Source organism: Streptomyces rubellus (genome assembly GCF_036323805.1).
Classification (GTDB): Bacteria; Actinomycetota; Actinomycetes; order Streptomycetales; family Streptomycetaceae; genus Streptomyces.
On sequence record NZ_JAZDCX010000010.1, the window covers coordinates 23,884 to 42,863 of the forward strand.

Consider the following 18,980-nt stretch of genomic DNA (forward strand, 5'->3'; position numbering starts at 1 on the left):
GCTGGACGCCGCCCGGGACCCGGCGGGAGCGACGGACCCGGCGGACGTGACCGTCACCCCCGAGACCGCGGGGGAGCGGGAGCAGCACGCCGGCGGGCAGCGGACCGTGGTGCACCTGATGCGGCACGGCGAGGTGGAGAACCCCAAGGGGATCCTCTACGGCCGCCTCCCCGGCTACCACCTCTCCGAGCTGGGCCGCCGGATGGCCGAGCGGGTCGCCGAGCACCTCGCCCACCGCGACATCGCGTACGTGGTGGCCTCCCCGCTGGAGCGGGCCCAGGAGACCGCCGAGCCGGTCGCCAAGCTCCACGGCCTGGAGGTCGCCTCCGACAAGCGGCTGATCGAGGCGGACAACATCTTCCAGGGGAAGACCTTCGGCGTCGGCGACGGGGCGCTGCGGCGGATCGCGAACTGGCCGCATCTGCGCAACCCGTTCCGGCCGTCCTGGGGCGAGCCGTACAACGACCAGGTGGTGCGGATGATGGCCGCGCTGGAGGCCGCCCGGGACGCCGCCCGCGGCCACGAGGCGCTGTGCGTCAGCCACCAGCTCCCCATCTGGACGGTGCGCAGCTTCGTCGAGCGCCGCCGGCTCTGGCACGACCCGCGCAGACGGCAGTGCACCCTGGCCTCGCTGACGACCTTCACCTTCGTCGGCGACCGGATCGTCTCGGTCGGTTACACCGAGCCGGCCCACGACCTGGTGCCGCCCCATCTGCGGGCGGGGGCGAAGCCGGTGAAGGGGAAGAGCAAGGGGTTCGGGGCCTGACCGGGGAGGGGCGGCGGACGGGTCCGGGAGGCCGCGAAGCGGACAAGGGGGGCGCGGAAGATCGCCCTCGGGCGCATGCGAAACTTTTCACATGAGTCAGAGCCGCGCCTTCCGACGCCGCCCTCCGCGCCCCGGCCGCCGCCTCGCAGCGGTCCTGGCCGGGACCGTCGCCGGTGTTCTCGCGCTGTCCGGATGTGGCGGCGGTGAGAACGCCGGGGCCTCCTCCGGCAACGCGCAGTTCGTCCAGGGCACCGGGCAGATCACGAGAGTCCCCGAGAAGGACCGCGAACCCGCCCCCGACATCTCCGGCGAGACCGTGGACGGCGGCCGGCTGTCCCTGTCGGACCACCGGGGCGAGGTCGTCGTCCTCAACGTCTGGGGATCGTGGTGCGCGCCCTGCCGCGCCGAGGCGCCCAACCTCGCCAAGGTCGCCAAGGACACCGCGGACGAGGGCGTGCGGTTCGTCGGGATCAACACCCGCGACCTGGACAAGGCCAACGCCGAGGCCTTCGACCGCACCTACGGCATCGAGTACCCGAGCCTGTACGACCCCAGCGGCAGGCTGATCCTGAAGTTCAAGGACAACCTCCCGCCGCAGGCCATCCCCTCCACGCTGATCATCGACCGGGAGGGGCGGATCGCCGTACGCGCCCTGAAGGCGCTCAGCGAGAAGGACCTGCGCGCCGCGCTCGAACCGGTGATGGCGGAGAAGTGACGCCGGATGCCTTCTGACCCCGGGCTTCCCGGACTGTCCGAGCTGTCCGGCCTGACGAGCCTCGCCGCCGTCACGGACGGCAACGAGACCGTCGTCTCCGGCGCCCTGCTGCTGGCCGTGCCGATCGCGGTGCTGGGCGGTCTGGTCTCCTTCTTCTCGCCCTGTGTGCTGCCGCTGGTGCCCGGCTACCTCAGCTATGTCACCGGCGTCGGCGGCACCGACCTGGCCGAGGCGCGGCGCGGCCGGATGTTCCTGGGCGCCGTCCTGTTCGTACTGGGCTTCACCGCCGTGTTCGTCTCCGGCGGGGCGCTGTTCGGCGGGTTCGGGGCCACGCTCCAGAACCACCGGGAGACCATCTCGCGGGTGATGGGCGTGCTGATCATCCTGCTGGGGCTCGCCTTCGCGGGAGTGATGTCCCGGTTCGTCCAGCGCGACATCCGCTTCCACACCAGACCGGGCGTCGGCCTGGCGAGCGCTCCGCTGCTGGGGGCGCTGTTCGGCATCGGCTGGACGCCGTGTGTGGGGCCGACGCTGTCGGCCGTGCAGTTCCTGGCGTTCAACGAGGCCAGCGCGGGGCGCGGCGCCCTGCTGACCGTGGCGTACTGTCTGGGGCTCGGGCTGCCGTTCGTGCTGGCCGCGCTCGCCTTCCGGCGGGCGCTGGGCGCCTTCGGCTGGGTCAAGCGGCACTACGTGTGGGTGACGAGGGCCGGCGGTGGCATGCTCGTGGCGGTCGGGCTGCTGCTCGTCACGGGGGGCTGGGACCGGATCGTCTACGAGCTACAGGTGTGGTCCTCCGGCTTCACCGTTTGGATCTGAGCTATGACCGACTCCACCACCACCGACTCCACCACCGCCGGGACCGGCGGGACGGCCACCGACGAGCGGGACGCCGCCGCGCGGCTGTCCACCGCGCCGGTGGACGCCGACCGTCCCTCGGACGGCGGTACCGGGGCGCCGGGGCAGCCCGTGCCCGGCTCGTTCGGCGGGACGCGCCGCCCCGGCGCGGCGGGCGCCGCGGCGTGGTACGCCCGGGAGACCGCCGGCTGGCTGCGCTGGTTCTGGCGGCAGCTCACCTCGATGCGGGTGGCGCTGCTCCTGCTCTTCCTGCTCTCGCTGGCGGCGGTCCCCGGCTCGGTGATCCCGCAGAAGGACGTGGACTCCTTCGCCGTCGAGGAGTTCCGGCAGCGGCACGAGACGCTGGGACCGCTCTACGAGCGGCTCCAGCTCTTCGACGTCTACAGCTCGGTGTGGTTCTCCGCCGTCTACATCCTGCTGTTCGTCTCGCTCATCGGCTGCATCGTGCCGCGCACCTGGCAGTTCGCCGGCCAGCTCCGCGGCCGGCCGCCGCGCGCCCCGCGCCGGCTGACCCGGATGCCCGCCCACACCACCTGGCGCACCGCCGCCGAGCCGGACGAGGTGCTGACGGCGGCCCGGTCGCTGCTGAGCGGCAGGCGCTTCCGCACCGAGCTGTCCCCGGCGTCCGGCGCGTCCGCGTCCGGCGGCTCGGTCGCCGCCGAGAAGGGCTATCTGCGCGAGGCCGGCAACCTGGTCTTCCACATCTCGCTGATCGTGATGCTGTTGGCCTTCGCGGCCGGGCAGCTGTGGAACTCCGAGGGCGGCAAGCTGATCGTGGAGGGCGACGGCTTCTCCAACACCCTCACCCAGTACGACGACTTCACCTCCGGCTCGCTGTACGACACCGCCGACCTGGACGCCTTCGGCTTCCGGCTGGACGAGTTCCACGCCACCTTCGAGCGCACCGGACCGCAGCGCGGCACCGCGCGCACCTTCCGTGCCGACGTGACGTACTGGGAGGGCGCGGACGGCGCCGAGAAGCAGACGTCCATCGAGGTCAACCACCCGCTGAAGGTGGGCGAGTCGAAGGTCTTCCTGGTCGGCCACGGCTACGCGCCGGTCGTCACCGTCACCGACGGGCAGGGCGACGTGGCCTTCCGGGGCCCGGTGCCCTTCCTGCCGCAGGAGAGCCTCGGGCTCACCTCCACGGGCGTGGTCAAGGTCACCGACTACCGGAACAAGGACGGCGAGCGCGAGCAGCTCGGTTTCCAGGGCATCTTCACGCCCACCTACGGGATCGACGCGCAGCGCGGGCCGCACTCGACCTTCCCCGAACTGGACTACCCGGTGCTGTCCATGAACGCCTTCCACGGCGACCTGGGGATCGACTCCGGCATCCCGCAGAACATCTACCAGCTCGACACCGACAAGATGGAGCAGTTCAAGGCCGAGGACGGGGACCTGTTCCGCATCGACCTGCGCCCCGGCGAGTCGGTCGAGCTGCCTGACGGCGCGGGCACGCTGAAGTTCGAGAGCGTCGAGCAGTGGGCCAGCTTCCAGGTCTCCCAGGAGCCGGGTGAGGGCTGGGCGCTGGCCGGGGCGAGCGCCGCCGTGCTGGGCCTGGCCGGTTCGCTGTTCATCCAGCGCCGCCGGGTGTGGGTGCGCGCCGAGCGGGGCGCGGACGGGACCACCGTCGTGGAGATGGCCGCGCTCGGCCGCAGCGAGTCCGCGCGGGTCCCCGAGGAGCTGGGCGAGCTGGCGGCGGCACTGCACGGTGCCGCGCCCTCGGCGCCCGGACGGGCCGGCCCGGAGGAGACCGCCGGGGAGTCCGTACCGCAAGAGACCGCCGCGGCGGAGCCCGCGGACACACCGGACGCCGCCGAGGGCGGCGCCGAACCCTCGTCACGAGGAGAGACCGAGTGAACGCCGCAGTGAACGCCGTGCACCTCGCCGTCGCGGCGAACGAGAACCTGGCCGAGTTCAGCAATCTGCTGATCAGGTCGGCGATGGCCGTCTACGCCCTGGCCTTCGTCGCGCACATCGTCGAGTGGGTGTTCGGCAGCCGCAGCCGGGTGGCCCGGACGGCCGCCGCGCTGCGCGCCGAGGGCGCCCGGAGCGCCGAGCGCACCGGAGCCGCCGAGGGGGTCTCCGTCACCGTGCGGACCTCCGGCGGCACGAGCGTGCTGGACAGGCCGAAGGTCGTCACCCGCTCCGCCGCCGGCCGCCGCGCCGACCTGCCGGACGGGCCCGGCGCGGCCGGCGGGGACGAACGGGGCGACCTGTACGGCCGGATCGCCGTCTCGCTGACCGTCCTGGCCTTCCTGCTGCACTTCGCCGCGGTGCTCACCCGCGCCCTGTCGGTGCAGCGCGCCCCCTGGGGCAACATGTACGAGTTCTCGACGGCCTTCTCGATGGTCGCCGTCGGCGCGTACCTGGGCTTCCTGGTGGCGCGGAAGAACGTCCGCTGGATCGGGCTGCCGCTGGTCACCACGGTGCTGCTCGACCTGGGCCTGGCCATCGTGGTCTTCTACACCGAGAGCGACCAGCTCGTCCCGGCGCTCGACTCGTACTGGCTGTGGATCCACGTCTCACTGGCCATCGTCTGCGGCGCGCTGTTCTACCTGGGCGCGGTCGCCACGCTGCTGTACCTGTTCCGGGACCGCTACGAGGCGAAGCTGGAGGCGGGCGGGAAGCCGGGCGCCTTCGCCTCCTCCGTGCTGGAGCGGCTGCCCAGCGCCGCCTCCCTGGACGGCTTCGCGTACCGGATCAACGCGGCGGTCTTCCCGTTCTGGACCTTCACCATCATCGCGGGCGCGATCTGGGCGGAGAACGCCTGGGGCCGCTACTGGGGCTGGGACCCCAAGGAGGTCTGGTCCTTCATCACCTGGGTCGGCTACGCCTGCTACCTGCACGCCCGCGCCACGGCCGGCTGGAAGGGGCGCCGGGCGGCCTACCTGGCGCTGATCGCCTTCCTGTGCTTCCTGTTCAACTACTACGGCGTCAACGTCTTCTTCGACGGACTGCACTCCTACGCCGGCGTGTAGGCCGGGCGGTACGCGCCGAACACACAGTCGGCCGCGGGCCGGACCGGGAGGTCCGGCCCGCGGCCGGTTCAGGAGGCGGCGGGCGGAGCCTCGTCCGCCCCGCCGCCGTTCTCCGTGTTGTTGTTGTGCTCTTTGTCACGCTTGGCGTCGTGCCTGGCGTCGCGCTTCCTGCCGAGTTCCCCGTCACGCTCCCGGTCGCGGCGGGGCTTCTTGTCCCCGGCCTCCGGCCCCGGCTCCGGCCGGGACTCGGGCTTGGGCTCCGGCCGCCGGTTGCGTTCGGTGATCGACCGCAGGAACTCCGGGTTGTCGTCCGGAGCGACCCAGCGGCGCTCGGCCGGCCGGGTGGCGCCGTAGGGGGTGTTGCGTCGGGGCCGGCCCACCATGAACCAGGCCACGGAGCCCAGCAGCACCATGCCGAAGAACAGGACGATCAGGACCCACGCCCCCTTCGGCAGCTTCCGCACCTCTCTGTCGGGGGTGTTGAGGCAGTCGATGAAGGCGTAGATCCACACCGCCAGGATCAGAACGGTCGGAAGAAGCCTGAGCATTGGGCAACGCCCCCTGAATGCGATAGAGCGGCATGTGGTGGGCCAGCGGGCCCATGGGCCGGAGATGCCGGACGGAGCCGGAACGGGCCCCGTGACACGCCCAGGGTAATGGGTGTCGGATACTTACCCCTATGACGTACGACGATCTCCGCTCGCTGCTGCGGGCCCTGGAGCGCGACGGCGACCTCGTCCGGATCAAGGCCGAGGTCGATCCCCATCTGGAGGTCGGGGAGATCGTCGACCGGGTCCAGAAGGCCGGCGGCCCGGCCCTGCTCTTCGAGAACGTCAGGGGCTCCGGCGTGCCGCTGGCCATGAACGTCTTCGGCACCGACCGCCGGATGCTGAAGTCCCTGGGCCTGACCTCGTACGACGAGATCGGCGAGAAGATCGGCGGACTGCTGCGGCCGGAGCTGCCGCAGGGATTCGTCGGTTTCCGGGAGGCGTTCGGCAAACTCGGCACGATGGCGCACGTCCCGCCGAAGAAGGTCAAGGAGGCGCCCGTCCAGGACGTCGTGCTCACCGGCGACGACGTCGACCTGGAAAGCCTGCCCGCGCTGTTCACCTGGCCCGGGGACGGCGGCTCCTTCTTCAACCTGGGCCTGACCCACACCAAGGACCCCGAGACCGGCATCCGCAACCTGGGGCTCTACCGGCTCCAGCGGCACGACCGGCGCACCATCGGGATGCACTGGCAGATCCACAAGGACAGCCGCAACCACTACCAGGTCGCCGCCCGGCGGGGCGAGCGGCTGCCGGTCGCCATCGCCTTCGGCTGCCCGCCCGCTGTGACATATGCCTCAACCGCGCCGCTGCCCGGCGACATCGACGAGTACCTCCTCGCGGGCTTCCTCCAGGGCAGGCGGGTGGAGATGGTGGACTGCAAGACGGTGCCGCTCCAGGTCCCGGCCCGCGCCGAGGTGGTGCTGGAGGGCTGGCTGGAGCCGGGGAAGACGCTGCCGGAGGGCCCGTTCGGCGACCACACCGGCTTCTACACCCCGCAGGAGGACTTCCCGGCGCTGACGATCGACTGCGTCACCATGCGGAAGCGGCCGGTCTTCCAGTCGATCGTCGTCGGGCGCCCGCCGACGGAGGACGGGCCGCTGGGCCGGGCCACGGAGCGCTTCTTCCTGCCGCTGCTCAAGATCGTCGTTCCGGACATCGTGGACTACCACCTGCCGGAGGCAGGCGGCTTCCACAACTGCGCCATCGTCTCGATCGACAAGAAGTACCCCAAGCACGCGCAGAAGGTGATGTCCGCGATCTGGGGCGCCCACATGATGTCGCTGACCAAGCTGATCGTGGTGGTGGACGCCGACTGCGACGTCCACGACCTGCACGAGGTCGCATGGCGGGCGCTGGGCAACACCGACTACGCCCGCGACCTGCTGCTCACCGAGGGGCCGGTGGACCATCTGGACCACGCCTCCTACCAGCAGTTCTGGGGAGGCAAGGCGGGCATCGACGCCACCGCCAAGTGGCCCGAGGAGGGGTACACGCGGGACGGGGGCTGGCCGGAGATGGTCGTGTCCGATCCGGACACCGCGGCGAAGGTCGACCGCCGCTGGCGGGAGTACGGCCTGTGAGTTCCGTCACCGAGGACACCGGGGACCCCGGAGGGACCGAGGACACCGCCGGGGGCACGGGCACGGGCGGCACCGGGGCGGCGGCGGCCACCCCCGCCGCCGGAACCGTACGGCCGGAGACCGCCCGCCCGGTGGGCCGGATCAGGGCCTTCCTGCGGCTGGTGATGATCGAGCACTCGGTCTTCGCGCTGCCCTTCGCCTATCTGGCCTCGCTCACCGCGATGTTCCTGGCGGACCGGAGCGTCCACTGGTGGGAGCTGTTCCTCGTCACCGTCGCGATGGTGAGCCTGCGCACCTTCGCCATGGCCGCCAACCGGATCATCGACCGGGAGATCGACGCCCGCAATCCGCGCACCGCCACCCGCGAACTGGTCACCGGGGCGGTGTCGGTGCGCACCGCCTGGGCGGGCGCGCTGGTCGCGCTGGCCGTCTTCCTCACCGCCGCGGCGCTGCTCAACCCGCTGTGCCTGGCGCTCGCGCCGGTCGCCGTGGTGCCGATGGTGGTCTATCCGTACGGGAAGCGGTTCACCGACTTCCCGCACGCCATACTCGGGCTCGCCCAGGCCATCGGGCCCGTCGGCGCCTGGCTCGCCGTCACCGGGGCGTGGTCGTGGGAGGCGGTGGTCCTCGGGCTGGCCGTGGGCACCTGGATCGGCTGCTTCGACCTGATCTACGCCTGCCAGGACACCGCCTCGGACCGGGCCAACGGGGTGCGCTCCGTACCGGCGCGCTTCGGCGTGGCCGGCGCGCTGTACGGCGCTCGCGCCGGCCACGCCGTCACGGTGGTGCTGCTGGGCTGGTACGGGGCGCTCACCGGAGCCGGGGTGGCGTACTGGGCGGGACTGTCGATCGTGGCGGTGGCGTTCGTCTACGAGCACGGCATCGTGCGGCCCGGCGACCTGTCCCGGGTGAACCGGGCGTTCTTCACCGTCAACGGCTTCGTCGGGATAGCGCTCTTCCTCTGCGCGCTGATCGATCTGGTGCTGCGCGGCCTGACGGTGTGAACCGCGTCGGCCGGCGGGCGGTGAACCGGTGGCGCCGGCCGGCCCGGCGCCACCGTCAGCGGGGCAGCGAGGCCCGCCGGGACCGGCCCAGCGGAGTGGAGCGGCGGAACCAGAACGCCGCCAGCACTCCGCCGATCAGCCCGAACAGGTGGCCCTGCCAGGAGACGCCCGAGTTGGTGGGCAGCACGCCCCACAGGATCGAGCCGTAGAGCAGGACGACCGTGATGCCGACGGTGATGTCCAGGGCGTCGCGGTCCACGAAACCGCGGACCAGCAGGTAGCCGAAGAGCCCGAACACCACGCCCGAGGCGCCCGCCGTGACCGAGTGCTCCGGCGCGGTCAGCCACACCCCGGCACCGCTGACGACGATGATCGTCAGGCAGACGGCGAGGAAGCGGCCTATGCCCCGGACCGCCGCGAGGAAGCCGAGCACCAGCAGCGGCAGGCTGTTGGCCGCGACATGGTCGAAGCCGAAGTGCAGGAACGCCGCCGGCACGATGTCGATCAGCTCGTCGGTCTCGCGGGGCGAGACGCCGTAGTCGTCGAGCGAGTTGCCGGTGGCGACGTCGATCGCCTCCAGCAGCCACAGCAGGCTCAACCAGGCCAGCATCAGCACACCCGCCGACACCGCCCTGGACATGCGCGACGAGCGGGTCGAGCCGGTCGTCGATCCGTATGCCATCTGGCCTCTCCCCGTTCGGTCCCGTCCTGTCCGTACGCCGCGGCGCGGCCGCGCGGTGCCGGGCCCGAGCCCGCCCCGCCCTGTGGGTCTGCCCGTTTTCGCCGTCGTGTACGACAACGTCATGAACCGGGTCGGGAGTTCCGGGACGGACGGGACTCGACGGACGGGGCTCAGGGGACGGATTCGCCCGGCTCCCTCGTGTCCTGCCGCTCGGCCCGCCGTTCGGCCAGTTCGGTGTAGAACACCGCCCCCACCACGTCCTGCGGTTCCAGCTCTTCCGCGGCCGGCGGCGTGTCCACCCGGATCGCCTGCCCGGGGGCGAAGGTCAGGGTGAGCGGCAGCTTCCCCGCCCCGCGCCCGCCGGGCGCCCCCCGCGCGCCGTCCGGTTCGCCCGCCGCGAACTGCCCCAGGTCCACCGTCAGCTTCGACAGGGCGCCGCGCAGCTCCAGCTCCAGGGTGATCCGGCCCTTCTCCGGCACGCCGTCGAGCAGCCTGCTCCAGGCCCCGATCCCGCCGGAGTCCCCCTCCAGCGGCACCAGCGCGGCCGTCAGGTCCCGGGCGGTCTCGCGGGCGGGGAGGGTGACCGTCACCCGCTCCGCGCCGTCGCGCCGTCCGCCGTCCCGGAAGACCGCGTGCTCGTCCAGGACCTCGCGCACCGAGTCGAACACCCGGTGCTGGGACCTGGCGCCCAGCAGCAGTTCCGCCCCGTCCGCCAGCCGGGTCGCCGCCTCGCCGTACCGGACCCCCGCCACCGTCGCGAACCGCTCGAACTCCCCGGGGTCGATGCGCACCCACTCGCCCCGGAACAGGTTCCGGGCGGCGGCCAGCGAGGACGGCAGCTCGTCCGCGGCGGCCGCCAGCTCGGCGCCCCTGTTCACCGTGTCGTCGCGCCAGTCCAGCTCCGCGGCCAGCCGGTCCCAGTGGACGCGGACGTAGAAGCCGTCACCGATCGCCTTGTAACCGGCCAGGTCCTTGCCGCCGAGGTTGACCATGAGGGCGGAGGCGACGTGTTCGGAGTCTCCGGCGTCCCCGACGTCCTTGAGCGGGCGGTCCGCGCCGATCGTGAGCACCGTCTCCGCCCGGGACAGCAGCAGGGCGTCCACGGGACCGGCGGCCGTCCCGGTCTCCGGGAGGCCCGGCACCGGAAGGCCGCGCCGGGCGAAGGCGCGGATGTCGCCGGCCGAGGCGTCCAGCGCCGTGGTGACCGTCACCGTCTCCCACTCGCCCAGCTTCTCGACCGCCCGGCGGGCCCGGGACTCGGCGTCGGCGGGCGCTGCGGAGCCGCAGGCGGTCGAGGCGGCTATCAGAAGGGCGCAGCCGGCGGCTGCCAGGCTCTTACGGGTGACGGTCATACGACGATCCAACTACTCCGGGGCGAATGCGGCCAGGGTCCAGGGTGCCCCGGACGGCGCGGAAACGCCTCACGGGGGCGGGCGGCACCCGCCCGGGCGCGGTCGCCCGGGCCCGGTTTAGGCTCGGTGCCGTGAGTGACAGTCTGCGACGGCCGTGGGTCGTCGGTGTCTCCGGGGCGTCCGGGACGCCGTACGCCGCGTCGGTGCTGCGCGCGCTGCTGTCGGCCGGCGAGGACGTGGACCTGGTGGTCAGCCGGGCGGCCCGGCTGACGCTGCTGGACGAGACCGGGCACCCCTTCCGGGACGCCCACTGGCGCGAGGACCTGCGGCGCTGGCTGGCCAGGGACGCGGACGGCACCCCGGAGGCCCACCGGGTGCGGATAGCCGAACCCGGCTCCGGGTCCGGGCCCGGCACCGGACCCGGCACCGTGCGGTACTGGCCGGCCGGGGACCTGGCGGCGGGCCCGTCGTCCGGCTCGTACCCCGCCAGGGGCATGCTCGTCGTCCCGGCCTCCACCGAGTCCGTCGCGGGGATCGCGCTGGGGCTCTCCAAGGACCTGCTCCAGCGCACCGCGAGCGTGACGCTCAAGGAACGGCGCCCGCTGGTCGTCGCCGTGCGCGAGACCCCGCTGAGCGGCCAGACGCTGAAGCACCTCGTCACCCTCGACGAGGCCGGGGCCGTGGTGCTGCCCGCCTCCCCGGCCTTCTACGCGGGCGCGGCCCGCGTCCAGGACCTGGTCGACTTCGTGGCGGGCCGGGCGCTGGACGCGGTGGGCGTCCCGCACCGGCTCTACCGCCGATGGGAAGGCGAGCTGGGGGCCGCACAGGGCCAGTCGTAGGGTCCCGTGACCGTATGCCTTAGATTCGAGCAGGAAGCAGTCAGAAGGCCAGGAGACCAGAGGGCCGGGCAGGACCGGCGGAGACCGGCAGGACCGGCGAGGAAGCTGTCGGCGACCAGGCGGCACCGGACAGCACCCCGCACACCCCACAGCGCTGACACGACGGAAGGCACCAGGACGCATGGACGCGGTGGACAGACAGCTCATCCAGGCGCTGCGCGAGAACGGCAGAGCCTCGTACGCCGAACTCGGCCGGCTCGTCGGTCTCTCCGGGCCCAGCGTCACCGACCGCATCAACCGGCTGGAGGCCGCCGGGGTCATCACCGGCTACCGCGCGACCGTGGACGCCTCCTCCCTCGGCCTGGGGGTCACCGCGCTGATCGGCATCCAGCTCTCCGACTCCGTGGACCACGAGGACGTGGCCGGCCGGCTGCGGGAGCTGCCGGAGATCGAGGACTGCTGGTTCATCGCCGGCGACGACTCCTACATGCTCAAGGTGCGGGCCACCGACGTGGACGGCCTGGAGCGGACGATCCGCAGGCTGTCGACCACCAAGGGCGTCTCGCGCACCCGCACCACCGTCGTCCTCTCCACCAAGTGGGAGAACCGGGTCGGCGAGCTGCCCGACGGCGGCTGAGCCCCGCACTCCGCGCGCCCCCGGCACGCGGGCACGCGGTGGGGCAGGCGTAGGCTCGGAGGGCTGCCCGCAACGGACGGCCCCGCAGGACCCCGCAGGTCCCCGTACACAGGAACGAGGAGGCGGCGACGCATGGACGCTGGGCTCAAGCGTGAGCTGGAGGAGAAGGTACGCGCCGGTGAGCGGCTGAGCCGCGAGGACGGCATCGCCCTGTACGAGTCCGACGACCTGGCCTGGCTGGGCGGGCTCGCCCACGAGGTGCGCACCCGGCTCAACGGCGACGTGGTCCACTTCAACGTCAACCGCCACCTGAACATGACCAACGTGTGCACCGCCTCCTGCGCGTACTGCTCCTTCCAGCGCAAGCCGGGCGAGAAGGACGCGTACACCATGCGCATCGAGGAGGCCGTGCGGCTGGCGAAGGCGATGGAGGGCGAGAACCTCACCGAGCTCCACATCGTCAACGGCCTGCACCCCACCCTGCCGTGGCGCTACTACCCGCGCTCGCTGCGGGAGCTGAAGAAGGCCCTGCCGGACGTCTCCCTGAAGGCGTTCACCGCCACCGAGATCCACCACTTCGAGACGATCTCCGGCCTGTCGGCCTCCGAGATCCTCGACGAGCTGATCGACGCCGGACTGGAGTCGCTGACCGGCGGCGGCGCGGAGATCTTCGACTGGGAGGTGCGTCAGCACATCGTCGACCACCGCACCCACTGGGAGGACTGGTCGCGCATCCACCGCCTGGCGCACTCCAAGGGCCTCAAGACGCCGTGCACGATGCTGTACGGCCACATCGAGGAGCCCCGGCACCGCGTCGACCACGTGCTGCGGCTGCGCGAGCTGCAGGACGAGACCGGCGGCTTCCAGGTCTTCATCCCGCTGCGCTACCAGCACGACTTCGTGGACATGAAGGACGGCAAGATCCGCAACCGGCTCCAGGCCCGCACCACGATGGCCACCGGCGCGGAGGCGCTGAAGACGTTCGCCGTCTCCCGGCTGCTGTTCGACAACGTGCCGCACGTGAAGGTGTTCTGGGTGATGCACGGCGTGCAGACCGCCCAGCTCGCGCTCCAGCACGGCGCGGACGACATGGACGGCTCGGTCGTCGAGTACAAGATCACCCACGACGCGGACAACTACGGCACCCCCGACAAGCTCACCCGCGAGGACCTGCTGGAGCTGATCCGGGACGCGGGCTTCCGCCCGGTCGAGCGCAACACGCGCTACGAGATCATCCGCGAGTACGACGGTCCGGACCCGGCGCGGCGCGAGTCCCCGCAGCCGATGCGGGTCTGAGCAGGGGCAGGCAGGGCAGAGGCAGCAGAGGGACGGCAGGGGGAGGAGACACATGGCACTGAGACACGTCCTGGACCCGCCCACCGACGCACGGCTCACCCAGGGCATCTGCGAGCTGTGGGCGGCGGTGACCAACGCGGGCGGCGCCGTCGGCTACGTACCGCCCGTCACCGCCGACGACGTGCGGCCCGAGCTGTTCCGGCACCTGAACGCGATGGCCGAGGGCCGGATGCGGCTGCTGGTGGCGTACGACGAGGAGGACCGGCCGGCGGGCACCGCCTTCGTCACCTTCAACACCCACCGGCTGATGCGACACTGGGTGTGGCTGTACACCGTGATGCTGCGCCCGGACCGCCAGGGCCGCGGCGAGGGACGCGCACTGATGGACGCGGTGGCCGACGCCGTCCGCGGCATGGACGGCATGCGGGGCATCCGGCTCACCTGCCGGGGCGGACTCGGGCTGGAGGACTTCTACGGCTCGTGCGGCTACAAGGAGGTCGGCCGCGTCCCCGACGCGATCAAGGTCGCGGACGACGACTTCCGGGACGACATCACCATGTGGCTCCAGCTCCGCTGAGCCGGGCCGCGCCGAAAGGACCACAACCGTGACCAGCACACCGGAGAAGCCGGAGAGCACACCGAAGGACACCCCGGCCGCCACCGGAGCCGCGACCGGGGGCCGCATGTCGCGCGCGGTGCTCCGCTACACGGCCATGCGGCTGGGCATCTTCGCCGCCTGCTTCGTGGTCCTCGCGGCGCTCGCCTACGCCGGGATCATCCCCGAGGCCGTCGGCAGGGCCAACCCGCTGTGGCTCGTCATGCTCGCCCTGATCGTCTCCGCGCCGCTCAGCCTGGTGCTGCTGCGCAGGCAGCGCGACGAGATGTCCGAGGGGATCGCGCCGCGCGTGGAGCGGACCAGGCGGAGCGTCCGGCAGAAGCTCGCCGCCAGCCAGAGCCAGGAGGACGAGGCCGCGTAGGCGGCCCCGCCCGCCCCCGCCGACCCGCCGTCCGTCCGCACCGCACCCCGCCGGGAATACCCGTTCCCGGCGGGGTGTTGCGCCTCGTGGCCCGCCCGTTCCCGGGCGGGCCACGACCACGTGGAACCGGCACCGGACGAGAGGGGAGCCATGACGACCGCGGACCGCGTCCCGCCGCCGGCGGCGCCTCCCGGCCCCCCGCCCCTGGGAGAGAGCGCGCTGCTCGTGGCGCGGCTGTACGTCGACCTCTGCCGCCTGTCGGCGGCGGCCTGTCGCGCCGGCCGCTGAGCGACCGCGGCCGCGCGGCCCGTCCGGGCCCGGTACGGCCCGCCTGCGCCGTGCGCCCTTCCCCTCCGTCCGCTTTTCCGGGACCGTCGAGTTCTCCGCCGGCCTGTTCCCCCGCGGTACAGCCGTCTCCGGCTGCCGAGAGCTCCGTCGTTCCCGTCCCCGACGCATCACCGGAGTGTGCCCGTGTCCTCCCACGCATCCCCCCACGAATCCGCCGGAACATCCCCCGAACCGGCTCCCGAACCGTCCTCCGGACCGCCCGTCCGCCGCCCGCGGCTGCCCCGGGTGCCCTTCTGGGCCCAGGTCCTCCTCGGCCTCGTCCTCGGCGTGCTGCTGGGCTGGGCCGCCCGCGCCACCGGCGCCGAGTGGCTCGGCGCGACCCTGGACCGGATCGGCGACACCTTCGTCCAGCTGCTGAAGCTGGCCGTCGGCCCGCTGGTCTTCTTCGCGATCGCCGTCTCGGTCACCAACCTGCGCAACGTCTCCAACGCCGCCCGGCTGGCCGCCCGCACCCTGCTGTGGTTCGCGGCCACCTCGCTGATCGCCGTCTCCATCGGCCTGGCCATCGGCCTGCTCACCAACCCCGGCGCGGGCACCGGCCTGACCCCCGAGGACGGCTCACGGCCCGAGAACACCGGCTCCTGGCTGGACTTCCTGACCGGGATCGTCCCGACCGACGTCGTCACCCCGTTCACCGAGCTGAACGTCCTGCAGATCGTCTTCCTGGCCGCCGTCACCGGCATCGCCGCCCTGCGCCTGGGCGCGCGGGCCGAGGCGCTGCTCTCCTTCGGCGAGGCCGCCCTCGCGCTGCTGCAGAAGGCGCTGTGGTGGGTGATCCGGCTGGCCCCGCTGGGCACCCTCGGTCTGATCGGCAACGCCATCAACGAGTACGGCTGGGGCCTGCTCGGCCAGTACGCCACCTTCACCGCCGACGTCTACATCGGCTGCCTGCTGGTCCTGTTCGGCGTCTACCCGCTGCTGCTGGCGACGGTCGCCCGGGTCAGCCCGCTGCGGTTCTTCCGCGGTGCCTGGCCCGCCATCCAGCTGGGCTTCGTCTCGCGCTCCTCGGTCGGCACCATGCCGCTGACCCAGAAGGTCACCGAGCGCCTGGGCGTGCCGCGGGAGTACGCGTCCTTCGCGGTGCCGCTGGGCGCGACGACGAAGATGGACGGCTGCGCCGCGGTCTACCCGGCACTCGCCGCGATCTTCGTCGCGGAGATCTTCGGCATCTCCCTCGGCGTCGGCGACTACCTGCTGATCGCCTTCGTCTCGGTGGTCGGCTCGGCCGCCACCGCCGGTCTCACCGGCGCCGTCGTGATGACCACGCTGACCCTCTCCACCCTCGGCCTGCCGCTGGAGGGCGTGGGTCTGCTGCTGGCGATCGACCCGATCCTGGACATGATGCGGACCGCCACCAACGTCGCCGGCCAGGCGGTGGTCCCGGTGCTGGTCGCCGCCCGGGAACGGATCCTGGACCGTGAGAGGTTCGACAGCGCCCGCAGCTTCGACATCGCCGACCTCGACGAGGACACCGGCGCCGGCACCGAAGCCGATGACACCGCGGGGGACCCCGGCGCCCGCCGTCCGGGCGACCCGGCCCCCGTACCGGCCTGACGCCGCGCGCCGCGTACGGCAACCGCGTACGGCAAAGGCAGGAGCCCCCGCCTCGGGCGGGGGCTCCTTGGTACTGCTTTCCGGTCGTCTGCCGGCGCCTCAGCCACGTGGGAGTGGGCTGACCACGCCGACACGGCCAGGGTCCTGGCCGAGCCGGGGCAACTCAGGCCGCGGTGACGTTCTCCGCCTGCGGGCCCTTCGGGCCCTGTGTCACGTCGAAGGTGACCGCCTGGTTCTCCTCCAGGGAGCGGAACCCATTGGCGTTGATCGCGGAGTAGTGAACGAACACATCGGGACCGCCGCCGTCCTGGGCGATGAAGCCAAAGCCCTTTTCAGCGTTGAACCACTTGACGGTTCCGGTAGCCATAAGCCCTCCTTGGGCCTATAAGGGTTGCCCTGCTCCAGAACCCCATGAAAGAAGTCTGAAAACGACGAGAGCCTGCGGTTACATGCTCCGCAGGCTCTGTACTGCAAGGAAACCAAACTGCAACTTGCTGCGAGCCTAGCACGGTGCCCCGGGGAGGGAAAGAGCGATCTTTCCCGGGCGCGTCGTGCCGCGTGTCACACCCTCCCGGGCCCACCCCCGCCCGCCCGGCAGGCGACCCGGCGGTAGTCTCACCAGGTGGAAAGTTCTGCCCCCGGCCAGCCCGCCGCCGAGCCCCTCCGGAGGCGGCCCCGCGTCGGGCACATCCAGTTCCTCAACTGTCTCCCCCTCTACTGGGGCCTGGTCCACACCGGCACCCTGCTGGACCTGGAACTGACGAAGGACACCCCGGAAAAGCTGAGCGAACAGCTGGTGGAGGGGAATCTCGACATCGGTCCCGTCACCCTCGTGGAATTCCTCCGGCACACCGACCGGCTGGTCGCCCTGCCCGATATAGCGGTGGGCTGCGACGGGCCCGTCATGTCCTGTGTGATCGTCTCCAAGGTGCCGCTGGAGCACCTCGACGGCGAGCGCGTCGCCCTCGGCTCCACCTCCCGCACCTCGGTGCGGCTGGCGCAGCTGCTGCTCGCCGAGCGGTACGGCCTGACCCCCGCCTACTACACCTGCCCGCCCGACCTGGGCCTGATGATGCAGGAGGCGCAGGCCGCCGTGCTGATCGGCGACGCCGCGCTGCGCGCCTCCCTGCACGACGCGCCCCGGCTCGGCCTGCACGTCCACGACCTGGGGTCGATGTGGAAGGAGTGGACCGGGCTGCCCTTCGTCTTCGCCCTCTGGGCGGCCCGCCGCGACTACCTGGCCCGCGAGCCGGAGAACGTACACGAGGTCCACCGGGCCTTCCTCGCCTCCCGGGACCTGTCCCTGGCGGAGGTCGGCAAGGTGGCCGAGCAGGCGGCCCGCTGGGAGGCGTTCGACGCCGAACTGCTGGAGCGGTACTTCACCACGCTGGACTTCCGGCTGGGCGCCGGGCAGCTCGCGGGCATCGCCGAGTTCGCCCGCCGTACCGGGCCCATCACCGGCTTCCCCGCCGACGTACGCGTCGAACTCCTGGCCCGACTCCCGGCCTGACTCCTGGCCCGAGCCCGCGCCCCGACCGGCCGGAACGCGCCCGGAGCGCTGTCGTAGGCTGGATCGGATCCCGCGCCAGGACGCCCCGGACAGCGCAGCACGACCCGAAAGGACCGCCCGGTGACCGAGAACGCCGACCTGATGTCCGTACTCGACCGTGCCGCGGAGGGTGGGCGGATCAGCGCCGAGGAGGCGCTGGAGCTCTACCGGCACGCCCCGCTGCACGCGCTGGGGCAGGCCGCCGACGCGGCGCGCCGCCGCCGGTACGCGGGCACCGAGCACATCGCGACGTACATCATCGAGCGGAACATCAACTACACCAACGTCTGCGTCACCGCCTGCAAGTTCTGCGCCTTCTACGCCGCCCCCAAGGACACGGCGAAGGGCTGGACGCGGGACCTGGACGACATCCTGCGCCGCTGCGCGGAGACGGTGGCGCTGGGCGGCACCCAGATCATGTTCCAGGGCGGCCACCACCCCGAGTTCGGCGTCGAGTACTACGAGAAGCACTTCTCCGCGATCAAGGAGCGCTTCCCCGAGCTGGTGATCCACTCGCTGGGCGCCTCCGAGGTCGAGCACATGGCGAAGGTCTCGGGCGTGTCGGTGGAGGAGGCGATCACCCGCATCCGGGACGCCGGCCTCGACTCCTTCGCGGGCGCCGGCGCCGAACTGCTGCCGGAGCGCCCGCGCAAGGCCATCGCGCCGCTGAAGGAGTCCGGCGAGCGCTGGCTGGAGATCATGGAGATCGCGCACCGGCTGGGCGTGGAGTCCACCTCCACGATGCTGATGGGCACCGGCGAGACCAACGCCGAACGCATCGAGCACCTGCGGATGATCCGCGACGTGCAGGACCGCACCGGCGGCTTCCGTGCCTTCATCCCGTACACCTACCAGCCGGAGAACAACCACCTGAAGGGCCGCACCCAGGCCACGATCTTCGAGTACCTGCGCATCCTGGCCGTCGCCCGGCTCTTCCTGGACAACGTCGCGCACATCCAGGGCTCCTGGCTGACGACGGGCAAGGAGATCGGCCAGCTCTCCCTGCACTACGGCGCGGACGACCTGGGCTCGGTGATGCTGGAGGAGAACGTGGTCTCCTCGGCCGGGGCGAAGCACCGCTCCAACCGCATGGAGCTGATCGACCTGATCCGCAAGGCCGGCCGCGTACCGGCGCAGCGCGCCACGACGTACGAGCACCTGGTGGTCCACGAGGACCCGGCGAACGACCCGGTGGACGACCGGGTCGTCTCCCACCTGTCCTCCACGGCGATCGACGGCGGCACGGCCCACCCCGAACTCAAGCTGATCGACGCGTCCTGACCCGCCCTCA

Annotated in this window: 20 protein-coding genes; 16 read left to right on the forward strand and 4 right to left on the reverse strand. The window is 72.1% G+C overall.

Annotated elements, in window-relative coordinates:
- Positions 1-118 precede the first annotated feature (118 nt).
- The 5 genes from V1L54_RS13495 (at position 119) to ccsB (ending at position 5,320) form a co-directional block, all read left to right on the forward strand.
- Complete coding sequence (locus V1L54_RS13495) at positions 119-766, forward strand: histidine phosphatase family protein (RefSeq protein WP_330118421.1); 648 nt, start codon at positions 119-121, stop codon at positions 764-766.
- A 91-nt stretch (positions 767-857) separates the two neighbouring features.
- The gene (locus tag V1L54_RS13500) at positions 858-1,481 is read left to right on the forward strand and encodes a TlpA family protein disulfide reductase (protein ID WP_330118227.1); all 624 of its coding nucleotides are present in this window, start codon (positions 858-860) and stop codon (positions 1,479-1,481) included.
- Positions 1,482-1,487: 6 nt separating this feature from the next.
- On the forward strand, positions 1,488-2,297 hold the full coding sequence (locus V1L54_RS13505) for a cytochrome c biogenesis CcdA family protein (RefSeq protein WP_330118228.1): 810 nt from the start codon (positions 1,488-1,490) through the stop codon (positions 2,295-2,297).
- Positions 2,298-2,300: 3 nt separating this feature from the next.
- On the forward strand, positions 2,301-4,199 hold the full coding sequence (resB, locus tag V1L54_RS13510) for a cytochrome c biogenesis protein ResB (RefSeq protein WP_330118229.1): 1,899 nt from the start codon (positions 2,301-2,303) through the stop codon (positions 4,197-4,199).
- Positions 4,200-4,216: 17 nt separating this feature from the next.
- The gene (gene ccsB, locus V1L54_RS13515) at positions 4,217-5,320 is read left to right on the forward strand and encodes a c-type cytochrome biogenesis protein CcsB (protein ID WP_330118422.1); all 1,104 of its coding nucleotides are present in this window, start codon (positions 4,217-4,219) and stop codon (positions 5,318-5,320) included.
- Positions 5,321-5,388: 68 nt separating this feature from the next.
- On the opposite strand, the gene V1L54_RS13520 is transcribed toward ccsB, so the two are convergent.
- Positions 5,389-5,868 carry a PLD nuclease N-terminal domain-containing protein gene (locus tag V1L54_RS13520; RefSeq protein ID WP_330118230.1) on the reverse strand — a complete coding sequence of 160 codons (480 nt, stop codon included), beginning with the start codon at positions 5,866-5,868 and terminating at the stop codon, positions 5,389-5,391.
- 131 nt (positions 5,869-5,999) lie between these two features.
- Here V1L54_RS13520 and V1L54_RS13525 point away from each other — a divergent pair, with 131 nt between their 5' ends.
- Together V1L54_RS13525 and mqnP are read left to right on the forward strand one after the other, a co-directional pair.
- Entirely contained in the window at positions 6,000-7,451 is a 1,452-nt protein-coding gene (locus tag V1L54_RS13525; protein WP_330118231.1) for a menaquinone biosynthesis decarboxylase, read from the forward strand.
- Positions 7,448-8,455, forward strand: coding sequence for a menaquinone biosynthesis prenyltransferase MqnP (gene mqnP, locus V1L54_RS13530; protein WP_330118232.1), 1,008 nt, complete (start codon positions 7,448-7,450; stop codon positions 8,453-8,455). Before V1L54_RS13525 ends, mqnP begins: the two co-directional genes overlap by 4 nt.
- Before the next feature lie 55 nt (positions 8,456-8,510).
- Here mqnP and V1L54_RS13535 read toward each other — a convergent pair whose 3' ends face one another.
- Positions 8,511-9,137, reverse strand: coding sequence for a rhomboid family intramembrane serine protease (locus V1L54_RS13535; protein WP_330118233.1), 627 nt, complete (start codon positions 9,135-9,137; stop codon positions 8,511-8,513).
- A 170-nt stretch (positions 9,138-9,307) separates the two neighbouring features.
- Positions 9,308-10,489: a hypothetical protein gene (locus V1L54_RS13540; RefSeq protein WP_330118234.1), complete on the reverse strand. Its 1,182-nt coding sequence runs from the start codon at positions 10,487-10,489 to the stop codon at positions 9,308-9,310.
- A gap of 131 nt (positions 10,490-10,620) precedes the next feature.
- Between V1L54_RS13540 and V1L54_RS13545 the strand changes: the two genes are divergently transcribed.
- From V1L54_RS13545 to V1L54_RS13575, 7 genes are all read left to right on the forward strand, one after another.
- Entirely contained in the window at positions 10,621-11,328 is a 708-nt protein-coding gene (locus V1L54_RS13545) for a UbiX family flavin prenyltransferase (RefSeq protein WP_330118235.1), read from the forward strand.
- 181 nt (positions 11,329-11,509) lie between these two features.
- Positions 11,510-11,965, forward strand: coding sequence for an Lrp/AsnC family transcriptional regulator (locus V1L54_RS13550; protein ID WP_330118236.1), 456 nt, complete (start codon positions 11,510-11,512; stop codon positions 11,963-11,965).
- Positions 11,966-12,097: 132 nt separating this feature from the next.
- The gene (gene mqnE / locus V1L54_RS13555; RefSeq protein WP_330118237.1) at positions 12,098-13,261 is read left to right on the forward strand and encodes an aminofutalosine synthase MqnE; all 1,164 of its coding nucleotides are present in this window, start codon (positions 12,098-12,100) and stop codon (positions 13,259-13,261) included.
- A 52-nt stretch (positions 13,262-13,313) separates the two neighbouring features.
- Positions 13,314-13,838, forward strand: coding sequence for a GNAT family N-acetyltransferase (locus V1L54_RS13560; RefSeq protein ID WP_330118238.1), 525 nt, complete (start codon positions 13,314-13,316; stop codon positions 13,836-13,838).
- Between the two features lie 28 nt (positions 13,839-13,866).
- Positions 13,867-14,238 (forward strand): DUF4229 domain-containing protein, encoded by a 372-nt coding sequence (locus tag V1L54_RS13565; RefSeq protein WP_330118239.1) that lies wholly within the window; start codon positions 13,867-13,869, stop codon positions 14,236-14,238.
- Positions 14,239-14,388: 150 nt separating this feature from the next.
- Positions 14,389-14,526: a hypothetical protein gene (locus V1L54_RS13570; RefSeq protein ID WP_330118240.1), complete on the forward strand. Its 138-nt coding sequence runs from the start codon at positions 14,389-14,391 to the stop codon at positions 14,524-14,526.
- Between the two features lie 276 nt (positions 14,527-14,802).
- On the forward strand, positions 14,803-16,140 hold the full coding sequence (locus tag V1L54_RS13575; RefSeq protein WP_330118423.1) for a dicarboxylate/amino acid:cation symporter: 1,338 nt from the start codon (positions 14,803-14,805) through the stop codon (positions 16,138-16,140).
- Between the two features lie 163 nt (positions 16,141-16,303).
- On the opposite strand, the gene V1L54_RS13580 is transcribed toward V1L54_RS13575, so the two are convergent.
- Positions 16,304-16,507 carry a cold-shock protein gene (locus V1L54_RS13580; RefSeq protein WP_093660436.1) on the reverse strand — a complete coding sequence of 68 codons (204 nt, stop codon included), beginning with the start codon at positions 16,505-16,507 and terminating at the stop codon, positions 16,304-16,306.
- 255 nt (positions 16,508-16,762) lie between these two features.
- Here V1L54_RS13580 and V1L54_RS13585 point away from each other — a divergent pair, with 255 nt between their 5' ends.
- Both V1L54_RS13585 and mqnC read left to right on the forward strand, forming a co-directional pair.
- Entirely contained in the window at positions 16,763-17,650 is an 888-nt protein-coding gene (locus V1L54_RS13585) for a menaquinone biosynthetic enzyme MqnA/MqnD family protein (RefSeq protein WP_330118241.1), read from the forward strand.
- Positions 17,651-17,770: 120 nt separating this feature from the next.
- Entirely contained in the window at positions 17,771-18,970 is a 1,200-nt protein-coding gene (mqnC, locus tag V1L54_RS13590; RefSeq protein ID WP_330118242.1) for a cyclic dehypoxanthinyl futalosine synthase, read from the forward strand.
- The last annotated feature ends 10 nt before the right edge of the window (positions 18,971-18,980 follow it).